The following is a 9233-nucleotide window of genomic DNA, read 5'->3' as shown; positions in this document are numbered from 1 at the left end:
CCTCCCCGGCCCTTCCGCGTGCGCGTCGAGCGGCCGGTCAACCGCCCATCAGGAGTGCCTGATCGAGCGCCTGCAAGAACCGGTTCGTCGTCACCCGGTCGCGCACCGCGAGCCGCAGCCAGTTCCGGTCGAGCCCCGGGAAGGTGTCGCCCCGCCGGGCGGCGAATCCGAGCGAGCGCAGCCGCTCCCGGACGGCGTCCGCTCCGTCGATCCGCAACAGGACGAAGGGACCCTCGGCCCCCGCGACCGTCCGCACCTCGTCGAACTCCGCAAGCCCGGCCAGCAGGTGGGACCGCTCCACGCCGATCCGGTGCGCCGCGTATTCCGCCTCCGCGAGCGCCGCCCGCGACATGCAGGCTTCGGCCGCCACCAGGGCCGGTGTCGACACGGGCCACAGGGGCTGCGTCCGCTCCAGTGCCGCTATCGTCTCCGGCTCGGCCAGTGCGTAGCCGATCCGCAGGCCGGCGAGCCCCCAGGTCTTGGTGAGGCTCCGCAGCACCACGAGCCCGGGCACGTCGGTCCGGCCGGCCAACGATTCCCGCTCGCCCGGCACCGCGTCCATGAAGGCCTCGTCCACGACCAGGATCCGCCCGGGGCGGGCAAGCGAGGCGATCGAGGCCGCCGGGTGCAGCACGGACGTCGGGTTCGTCGGATTCCCGATCACCACCAGGTCGGCGTCCTCCGGCACCTGTGCCGGGTCCAACCGGAAGCCGTCCTCCGCGCGCAGCAGCACCCGGTCCACCTCGTGGCCCGCGTCCCGCAGCGCCGCTTCCGGCTCGGTGAACTGGGGGTGCACCACCACCGGCCGCCGTATCGGAAGCGCCCGTGCGAGCAGCACGAACGCCTCGGCGGCTCCGGCCGTCAGGAGCACCCGCTGCGGGGGCAGGTCGTGCCGCTCGGCGACCGCCGCCCGTGCTGCCCGGCCGTCCGGGTAGGCCGCGAGGCCGGTCAGGGAGTCGGTGATCCGCTTCCGCAGCCAGTCCGGCGGGGTGCCCGTCCGGACGTTGACCGCCAGGTCGACGAGCTTCTCGTCCCGGACCTCGGCGTCACCGTGGTGGCGCAGGTCGTGTGCGTCGGGGTGGGTGTGGGTGTCCATGGCCGCCGTGTGGGGGGTGAGGGGGGATGGTGGGGGGTGAGCCAGGCTCGCCAGCGATGTACCCGGGCGTCAAGGGCAACAACCGTGCGACAGACGTCACTTCGTATGGACGGAAAGACGCAAATCCGGCTATTGCGCACGTTGCGCGTCGGGTTTTCCGCTTGGGTAAGAGCAGCATCGCGCCCGCCCCGGTGCCGCCCGCCGCCAGCAGCGCCGCTGCCTCCGCCACGGATGCCGTCCCCGTCCTGGCCAGCGGCAGCGTCGACGGGTTCGGTACGGGCACGGCGGCGAGCTCCTCCGCCGTGAACCCCCGCACCGGCACCCCGAGCCGTGCGGCTGCCGCCACGATCCCCGGCTCCGCGGTGCGGGCGTCGAGCGTGCCGACCGACCGCACCCGCTCGACCGCCAGCCCGGCCTCCCGCAGCGCCGCGCCGATCAGCCCGAGCACCTCCTCCACCGCAACCCCTGCCCTGGCCCCCATGCCGAGGTGCACGTCCGGTGTCCCATCCGATAGCAAAGCCCCATGGCAGTAGTCGTCGCGCTCGGCGCGTTCCTCATGACGCTCTTCGGCGGCTGGGTCGCCGGACGCGTCACCGACCGCCGCCACCTCGTCCTCGGCCTCGCCGGTGGACTCATGCTCGGCGTCGTCGGACTCGACCTCCTGCCCGAGGCCCTGGAGGCCGCGGGCCACGAGGTCTTCGGCGTTCCGGAGGCCCTGCTGCTCTTCGTCGGGGGCTTCCTCTTCGCCCACGTCGTCGAGCGCCTGCTCGCCGTGCGCCGGGCGGCACACGGCGTCGGAGCCGATGAGAGGGTTCCCCAGGTCGGACTCACGGCGGCCTCCGCGATGGTCCTCCACAGCCTCATGGACGGCGTCGCGCTCGGTGCCGCCTTCCAGGTCGGCGGCGGCATGGGGGCCACCGTCGCGCTCGCCGTGATCACCCATGACTTCGCCGACGGCTTCAACACGTACACGATCACGAGCCTCTACGGGAACGCCCGCCGCAGGGCCCTCGCGATGCTCGTCGCGGACGCCGTCGCCCCGCTCCTCGGTGCCGCCTCCACCCTGCTGTTCACCCTTCCGGAGGAATTGCTCGGCAGCTATCTCGGCTTCTTCGGCGGCGCCCTGCTCTACCTCGCCGCCGCCGAGATCCTGCCGGAGGCCCACCACGCGCACCCCGCCCGTTCCACCCTGCTGTGCACGGTGGCGGGCGTGGCCTTCATCTGGCTCGTGGTGGGCGTCTCCGGCGGCTGACCTCACGCGCAGTGCTCCACGAACCGCACGGCGACCTCGGGGGACCCCGCCCAGTGGGTGTGCACGTAGCTGGCGTGGACCCCGTCCTGCACGAAGCCCTCCACCCGCCGCACCGGCTGCCGCAGCCCCCAGGCCGCCCGCGCCCCGGCATCCGGCTCGATCACGGTGCGGTGGAACTCGTGCCCCCGCATCCGTGCCCCGGCCGGCACCAGGACGCTGTCGCTCACCGCGACCGCGTCCCGGTACCCCAGCGTCAGCCGTTCCGACATCCGTGCGTCGGCGTCGAGCACCCCGCACATGGGCGCGCCGTCGAGGGACCGCGCCAGGTAGAGGAGCCCGGCGCACTCGGCGACGACGGGCGCCCCGGAGGCGGCGAGCTCGGCGACGGCCTTGCGGAGACGCTCGTTGGCGGACAGCTCGGGGCCGTACACCTCGGGGAAACCACCCCCGATGACGAGCCCGCGGGTGCCCTCGGGGAGGGCTTCGTCCCGCAGCGGATCGAAGGTCACGACCTCGGCCCCGGCCGCCCGCAGCAACTCCGCGTGCTCGGCGTACGAGAAGGTGAAGGCGGCTCCGCCGGCCACTGCCACCCTCGGTGCGGACGACCGCTCCGCCGGTGTGCCGGAACCGCTCGCGCCCGCCCGGCCGGCGGCCTCCGGTGCCCAGGGCTCGACGGGCAACGGCGGTGCCGACCGGGCGAGCGCCCACAGGGCGTCCAAGTCACAGCCGGCCCGCACCTGCTCCGCCTGTGCGGCCACCGCCTCCACCGCCTGGGCCTGCCGCTCGGCCACCGGCACGAGCCCCAGGTGCCGCGACGGCGTGGCGACCGCGGGCGCCCGCCGCAGGACGCCGAGGACCGGCACTCCCGATTCCCCGAGCGCTTCCCGCAGCAGGTGCTCGTGCCGGTCCGTCGCGACCTTGTTGAGGACCACGCCCCCGATCCGCACCTCCGGGTCCCAGGAGGCGAAGCCGTGTACCAGTGCCGCCACCGACCGGGACTGCGAGGAGGCGTCGACCACGAGCACCACCGGCGCCTTGAGCAGCTTCGCCACCTGTGCGGTGGACGCCAGTTCGCCCTGATCGGCGGCCCCGTCGTACAGGCCCATGACCCCCTCGACCACGGCCAGGTCGCAGCCGCGCGCCCCGTGGGCGAAGAGCGGCGCGATCAGTCCCGTGCCGCACATGTACGCGTCGAGGTTGCGCCCCGGCCGGCCGGTCGCGAGCGCGTGGTAGCCCGGGTCGATGTAGTCGGGCCCGACCTTGTGCGGGGAGACGGCCAGACCACGGCCCGCGAACGCGGCCATCAGGCCGGTCGCGACCGTGGTCTTGCCCGCGCCGGAGGAAGGCGCGGCGATGACGAGACGTGCTACCACTCGATGCCCCGCTGGCCCTTCTGACCGGCGTCCATCGGGTGCTTGACCTTGGACATGTCGGTGACGAGATCGGCGAAGTCCACGAGCTCCTGCGGCGCGTTGCGGCCGGTGATGACGACGTGCTGCTGCCCGGGACGGTCGCGCAGCACCTCGACGACCTCCTTGACGTCGATCCAACCCCAGTGCAGCAAGTAGGCGAACTCGTCGAGGACGTAGAACGTGTACTTCTCCTCGGCCAGGTCCCGCTTGACCTGCTCCCAGCCCTCGCGGGCCTTGTCCTCGTGCGACTGCTCGCCCTCGGCCACCTCGCGCTGGATCCAGGACCAGCCCTCGCCCATCTTGTTCCAGGTGACGGTGCCGCCCTTGCCGGTCTCGCCGAGCACCTTGAGGGCGTTCTCCTCGCCGACCCGCCACTTGGCGGACTTGACGAACTGGAACACCCCGATCGGCCAGCCCTGGTTCCAGGCGCGCAGCGCCATGCCGAACGCGGCGGTCGACTTCCCCTTGCCCACACCGGTGTGCACCATCACCAGCGCCCGGTTCCGACGCTGACGGGTGGTCAGGCCGTCGTCGGGCACGACGGTCGGCTGTCCCTGCGGCATTATGCGGCCCTCCTGCTTGTCTGTCCTGCTGCCTGTACGTCTCTGACGAGGCCGGCGATCGAATCGGCGCGCAGCTCGTCCAAGGTGACGGCGGTGCCGCCGAGTTCGCGCGCCAGGGTGCCCGCGAGGCCCAGCCGCACCGGTCCGCTCTCGCAGTCCACGACCACCGCGGCCGTGCCCTCGGCGGCGTGCAGCCGTGCGGCACGGGCCGCGAGGCCCACCGGGTCGGCGCCGCCGGTCGCCCGGCCGTCGGTCACGACGACGAGCAGGGGGCGGCGCGAGGGGTCCCGCAGCCGTTCGACCCGCAGCACCTCGTGGGCCTTGAGCAGACCGGCGGACAGCGGGGTCCGGCCGCCCGTCGGGAGCTCTTCGAGCCGGGCGGCGGCGGCGTCCACGGAGGAGGTCGGAGGCAGCGCGACCTCGGCGTCGCGCCCCCGGAAGGTGACCAGACCGACCTTGTCGCGTCGCTGGTACGCGTCGAGCAGGAGCGAGAGCACCGCGCCCTTGACGGCGCTCATCCGCTGCCGGGCGGCCATCGAGCCCGAAGCGTCCACGGCGAACAGCACCAGGTTGCCCTCCCGGCCCTCCCGGGTCGCCTGCCGCAGGTCGTCCCTGCGGACCACCAGACCGGGCCCGGACCGGCCGCGCGCCCGCTGGTGCGGGGCGGCGGCCCGGACGGTCGCGGCCAGGTGCAGCTTGGTCAGCGCGCCCCGGGGGCGGGTGGATCCGGTGGTGCGGCCGTGCTCGGTGCGGGCGCGGGAGCGACGCCCGGCCGCGCCCTCGCCGAGACCGGGCACGCTCAGCACCTTCGTGCGGAAGGGCTCGGCGGCCTGCACGGCGGCGCGCTCACCGGGGCCGGGAGCGGGAGCGGGCTGCCCGCCGGAAGCGGGGAGGTCGTCGGGCGCCGGCACGTCCCGGGGCGCCGGCCCCTCGCCCTGCGGCGGAACCCCGCCGCCGTCCGGACCGCCGCCACCGGGGCCACCGTCGCCCGGGCCGTCCGGCTCCGGGTCCTCGTCGTCGCCCTTGAACTGCTCCAGGGTCTCGTCGAGCTTGTCCTCGTCCAGGCCGGGCGCGTCGAAGGGCGAGCGCCGCCGTCGATGGGGGAGCGCCAGCAGGGCGGCCTGCCGCACGTCCTCCGAGGTGACCCCGGTCCGCCCCGCCCAGGCGGCGAGCGCGGTCGCCGTGCGGGCCATCACGATGTCGGCGCGCATGCCGTCCACCTCGAACGCGGCACAGGTCGCGGCGATCTGGAGCAGCACCGCGTCCCCGAGCGTCACCTGTGGGAGCAGGGCGCGGGCGGCGACGACCCGGTCCCGCAGTGCGGCCTCTTCACCGGCCCAGCGGGCGGCGAAGTCCACCGGGTCGTCCTCGAAGGCGAGGCGCCGCCGGACCACCTCCACCCGCTGCTCCGGATCCCGCGACGCGGCCACCTCCACGGTCAGCCCGAAGCGGTCGAGCAGCTGCGGCCGGAGCTCCCCCTCCTCGGGGTTCATGGTTCCGACGAGCAGGAACCGGGCGGCGTGCCGCACCGAGACGCCTTCGCGCTCGACGTGCGAGGCCCCCATCGCGGCGGCGTCGAGGAGGTGGTCGATCAGGTGGTCGGAGAGCAGGTTGACCTCGTCCACGTAGAGGATGCCCCGGTGCGCGGCGGCGAGGAGGCCCGGCTCGAAGGCCTTCACGCCCTCGGCCAGTGCCCGCTCGATGTCGAGCGCACCGACGAGCCGGTCCTCCGAGGCACCGACGGGCAGTTCGACCATCCGCGCGGGCCGGGAGGCCCCGGGCGCGTCCTCGTGCGGCCCGTCCGGGCAGCTGTGATCGGGCGCCTCCGGGGCACAGCTGAACCGGCAACCGGCGATCACCGGCACCTCCGGCAGCAGCTCGGCCAGTGCACGCACGGCCGTGGACTTGGCGGTTCCCTTCTCGCCCCGCACGAGGACCCCGCCCACGGCCGGACTGACGGCGTTGAGCAGCAGCGAGAGCCGCAGGTCGTCCATGCCGACGACGGCAGTGAACGGATACCGGGTGCTCATCGGGTCTTCCTTCCCTCACGTCCGTTCCGTCCGCCGGCGGTCGCCGACGACGGGTCCATCGCTTGCCGTCGGCCGGAGCCGTTCGGCGGGTGGGGGCGGGAGCTCCGGCCCGGCCGGGGGTCGGGCACTCCCCGGGTCACGGCGCGCCCGGCGGCACGAAGGGCAGTCCCGACGGTGCACCGCCCTCGATCAGCCGCAGCAGCGCGTCCGTGTCGGCGTGCTCCTCGATCAGGTCGCCGAGCCGGTCGAGCTGCTCTTCCCGCAGCGCGCCGAACGAGGTGTCCGGCGCCGGTACGAACCGTCGTCCCGAAGCCGCCGCGACCTCCCGCAGGAACGCCCGGCGGAATCCGTCGCTCTCCAGGGAGCCGTGCCAGTGGGTGCCCCACACGGAGCCGACCCGGCAGCCGTCGAGGAACGGCTCCCCACCCCGTACGTCCGCCACGCCGTGGTGGATCTCGTACCCCTCGACCCGTTCGCCGAGGGCTTCGCCGACCGGGCGGGCGAGGACCTTCTCGATCCCGAAACGGACCCGTACGGGCAGCAGCCCCAGCCCGTCGACGAGGCCGGCCTTCGACTCGACCTCGTCCTCGATGCGCTCGCCCAGGGCCTGGAAGCCGCCGCAGATCCCGAGCACCGGCCGCCCTTCGGCGGCCCGCAGGGCCAGGGCGTCCGCGAGGCCGCGCTCCCGCAGCCAGGCCAGGGCCCTGACCGTGCCCCGGGTGCCGGGCACGACGACGAGGTCCGCGTCGACCAGTTCCTCGGGCCGGTCGACGAACCGGACGACGACGCCCGGCTCGGCGGCCAGCGCGTCCACGTCCGTGAAGTTGGACATCAGCGGTACGGCGCACACGGCGACCCGCAGGACGTCCGCGCCGACCGGCGGTGCCACGACCGACTCGCGGACCGTGCCCCGCAGGGAGACGCGCAGGCCGTCCTCTTCGTCGATGCCCAGCCCGTGTGCGTACGGCAGGACGCCCAGCGTGCGGCGCCCGGTCAGGCCGTGCAGCATGTCGAGGCCCGGTTCGAGGAGCGTCACGTCGCCCCGGAACTTGTTGACCAGATAGCCCGCGACGAGCGCCTGGTCCTCGGGTGCGAGCAGGGCCGTCGTGCCGAAGAACTGGGCGAAGACCCCTCCCCGGTCGATGTCCCCGACCACCACCACGGGCAGCCCTGCGGCCCGCGCTATGCCCATGTTCACGATGTCCGTGCGCCGCAGATTGATTTCGGCCGGGCTGCCGGCCCCTTCGCAGATCACGGCGTCGTACGTGCCCCGGAGCTCCTCCAGGCACGCCAGGACCGGCTCGAAGAGTTCCTTCTGCCGGCCCCCGTGATATCCGCGGGCACTCAGCTCTCCCACCGGCTTGCCCATGAGCACGACCTGGCTGGAGCGGTCGCTGCCGGGCTTGAGCAGTACCGGGTTCATGAGCGCGCTCGGCTCGACCCGGGCGGCTTGGGCCTGCATGGCCTGCGCCCGGCCGATCTCGGCGCCCTCCCGGGTGACGAAGGAGTTCAGGGACATGTTCTGCCCCTTGAACGGCGCGACCTTCACGCCCTGCCGCACCAGCCAGCGGCAGATGCCGGCCGTGACCACGCTCTTGCCCGCGTCGGACGTGGTCCCGGCGACGAGCAGCCCCCCACCCCTCATGCCTTCCTCCCCTTCAAGGCTCCGGCGATCGCGCGACCGCCCGCGCAGGCGACCAGGGTCAGCCAGGTCACCCGGCGGGACAGCCGGACCGCCCGGTCGATGTCGGCGACCTCCACGGGCCGCCCCGTTCCGTTCAGGACGGGTCGGTGCTCGACCCGTCCGCCGTACGCGAGGGTGCCGCCGAGCCGTACACCGAGCGCGCCGGCGAAGGAGGCTTCGACCGGGCCCGCATTGGGGCTCGGGTGCTTCGCCGCGTCGGCCCGCCAGGCCCGTACGGCCCCGCGCGGGTCGTCCCCGGCGACGGCGGCGAGGACGGCGGTCAGTCGGGCCCCGGGCCAGCCGGCGAGGTCGTCGAGGCGGGCCGAGGCCCAACCGAAGCGGCGGTACCGGTCGGACTTGTGGCCGACCATCGCGTCGAGGGTGTTGACGGCGCGGAAGCCGAGGAGGCCCGGTACGCCCGCGGCGGCGCCCCAGAAGAGGGCGCCGACCACGGCGTCGGAGGTGTTCTCGGCGACCGACTCGACGACCGCGCGGGCCATCGCGGGGCCGTCCAGGGAATGCGGGTCGCGTCCGCACAGGTGCGGCAGTCGCTCACGGGCGGCCTCCAGGTCCCCGGCGGCGAGCGCCCCTCCGATGGTGCGGGCCTCGCGTCCCAGGGTGGTGCCGCCGACGACGGACCAGACGGCGGCGGCGGTGAGCGCGACGGATGCGGCACGGTCGTTCCGCACTGCACGGGCGGCGACCGCCCCGGCCGTCGCCACGGTTCCGGCGCAGACGACCGCGTGCAGTGCGCCCCACCCGCGGTGGTCGCGCCAGAGGACCCGCTCGACGGCCGAGGCCGTACGGCCGAACGCGGCGACGGGGTGCCCCCGGCGCGGATCCGCGAGGACCCGGTCGAGGGCGAGACCGACCGCCGCGCCGTACGCGAAGACACCGGTGGCTCTGCTTCTGGAGACGCTGCGGCCGCGGCCGGGCATGGCGCTCTGTCCTCACTCAGGGTCCGCGCCCTGGATCGACGTGACCGGCGGCGAGAGTTCCTGACTCCCGGACCCCTGGGATCCGGTCACAGTGGCGGGACCGCGCCGGATTCGCACCGGACTTCCTCTCCTGCAGCCGTATGGCCTCGGCAGTCCACCACGGCCCGAGAACAGCCGTCAACTCACCCTTGACCTGCAACGGGTCACTGTGCGAAGCACCACAAACACGACGGCCGGGCGGCCCGCACCCGAAGGTGC

At 74.3% G+C, this 9233-nt stretch carries 8 protein-coding genes and 1 riboswitch; of the genes, 1 reads left to right on the top strand and 7 read right to left on the bottom strand.

Annotated elements, in window-relative coordinates; all coding sequences use genetic code 11:
• Positions 1–37 precede the first annotated feature (37 nt).
• Both cobC and ACFW2Y_RS32415 read right to left on the bottom strand, forming a co-directional pair.
• Positions 38–1096, bottom strand: a complete 1059-nt coding sequence (cobC, locus tag ACFW2Y_RS32420; protein ID WP_384886249.1) for an Rv2231c family pyridoxal phosphate-dependent protein CobC — start codon at positions 1094–1096, stop codon at positions 38–40.
• Positions 1047–1577 (bottom strand): cobalamin biosynthesis protein, encoded by a 531-nt coding sequence (locus ACFW2Y_RS32415; RefSeq protein WP_384886252.1) that lies wholly within the window; start codon positions 1575–1577, stop codon positions 1047–1049. Before ACFW2Y_RS32415 ends, cobC begins: the two co-directional genes overlap by 50 nt.
• Before the next feature lie 42 nt (positions 1578–1619).
• On the opposite strand from ACFW2Y_RS32415, the gene ACFW2Y_RS32410 reads away from it, so the two are divergent.
• Positions 1620–2348, top strand: coding sequence for a ZIP family metal transporter (locus ACFW2Y_RS32410; protein WP_384886247.1), 729 nt, complete (start codon positions 1620–1622; stop codon positions 2346–2348).
• Between the two features lie 2 nt (positions 2349–2350).
• Here the strand turns inward: ACFW2Y_RS32410 and ACFW2Y_RS32405 are convergent, their stop codons facing one another.
• The 5 genes from ACFW2Y_RS32405 to ACFW2Y_RS32385 form a co-directional block, all read right to left on the bottom strand.
• Positions 2351–3721 carry a cobyrinate a,c-diamide synthase gene (locus ACFW2Y_RS32405; protein WP_384886243.1) on the bottom strand — a complete coding sequence of 457 codons (1371 nt, stop codon included), beginning with the start codon at positions 3719–3721 and terminating at the stop codon, positions 2351–2353.
• Positions 3715–4323, bottom strand: a complete 609-nt coding sequence (gene cobO, locus ACFW2Y_RS32400; RefSeq protein WP_384886240.1) for a cob(I)yrinic acid a,c-diamide adenosyltransferase — start codon at positions 4321–4323, stop codon at positions 3715–3717. Before cobO ends, ACFW2Y_RS32405 begins: the two co-directional genes overlap by 7 nt.
• Complete coding sequence (locus tag ACFW2Y_RS32395; protein WP_384886237.1) at positions 4323–6353, bottom strand: putative cobaltochelatase; 2031 nt, start codon at positions 6351–6353, stop codon at positions 4323–4325. The genes cobO and ACFW2Y_RS32395 overlap by 1 nt, the downstream gene beginning before the upstream one ends.
• 136 nt (positions 6354–6489) lie before the next feature.
• A complete protein-coding gene (locus ACFW2Y_RS32390; RefSeq protein ID WP_384886235.1) occupies positions 6490–7998 on the bottom strand; it encodes a cobyric acid synthase in 1509 nt (502 codons plus the stop codon).
• On the bottom strand, positions 7995–8975 hold the full coding sequence (locus ACFW2Y_RS32385; RefSeq protein WP_384886232.1) for a cobalamin biosynthesis protein: 981 nt from the start codon (positions 8973–8975) through the stop codon (positions 7995–7997). Before ACFW2Y_RS32385 ends, ACFW2Y_RS32390 begins: the two co-directional genes overlap by 4 nt.
• Positions 8976–9006: 31 nt before the next feature.
• Positions 9007–9149: riboswitch (cobalamin riboswitch) on the bottom strand.
• Positions 9150–9233: the final 84 nt, after the last annotated feature.

The sequence above is a fragment of the Streptomyces sp. NPDC058877 genome (genome assembly GCF_042742855.1).
Classification (GTDB): Bacteria; Actinomycetota; Actinomycetes; order Streptomycetales; family Streptomycetaceae; genus Streptomyces.
This window is presented reverse-complemented; position numbering and strand designations above follow the sequence as displayed.

Bases quoted from the DNA above. Each gene is read 5' to 3' on its own strand.
- ACFW2Y_RS32385 (WP_384886232.1), bottom strand. From the start codon at position 8,975: ATGCCCGGCCGCGGCCGCAGCGTCTCCAGAAGCAGAGCCACCGGTGTC.
- ACFW2Y_RS32415 (WP_384886252.1), bottom strand. From the start codon at position 1,577: ATGGGGGCCAGGGCAGGGGTTGCGGTGGAGGAGGTGCTCGGGCTGATC.
- ACFW2Y_RS32410 (WP_384886247.1), top strand. From the start codon at position 1,620: ATGGCAGTAGTCGTCGCGCTCGGCGCGTTCCTCATGACGCTCTTCGGC.
- ACFW2Y_RS32395 (WP_384886237.1), bottom strand. From the start codon at position 6,353: ATGAGCACCCGGTATCCGTTCACTGCCGTCGTCGGCATGGACGACCTG.
- cobO (WP_384886240.1), bottom strand. From the start codon at position 4,323: ATGCCGCAGGGACAGCCGACCGTCGTGCCCGACGACGGCCTGACCACC.
- ACFW2Y_RS32390 (WP_384886235.1), bottom strand. From the start codon at position 7,998: ATGAGGGGTGGGGGGCTGCTCGTCGCCGGGACCACGTCCGACGCGGGC.
- cobC (WP_384886249.1), bottom strand. From the start codon at position 1,096: ATGGACACCCACACCCACCCCGACGCACACGACCTGCGCCACCACGGT.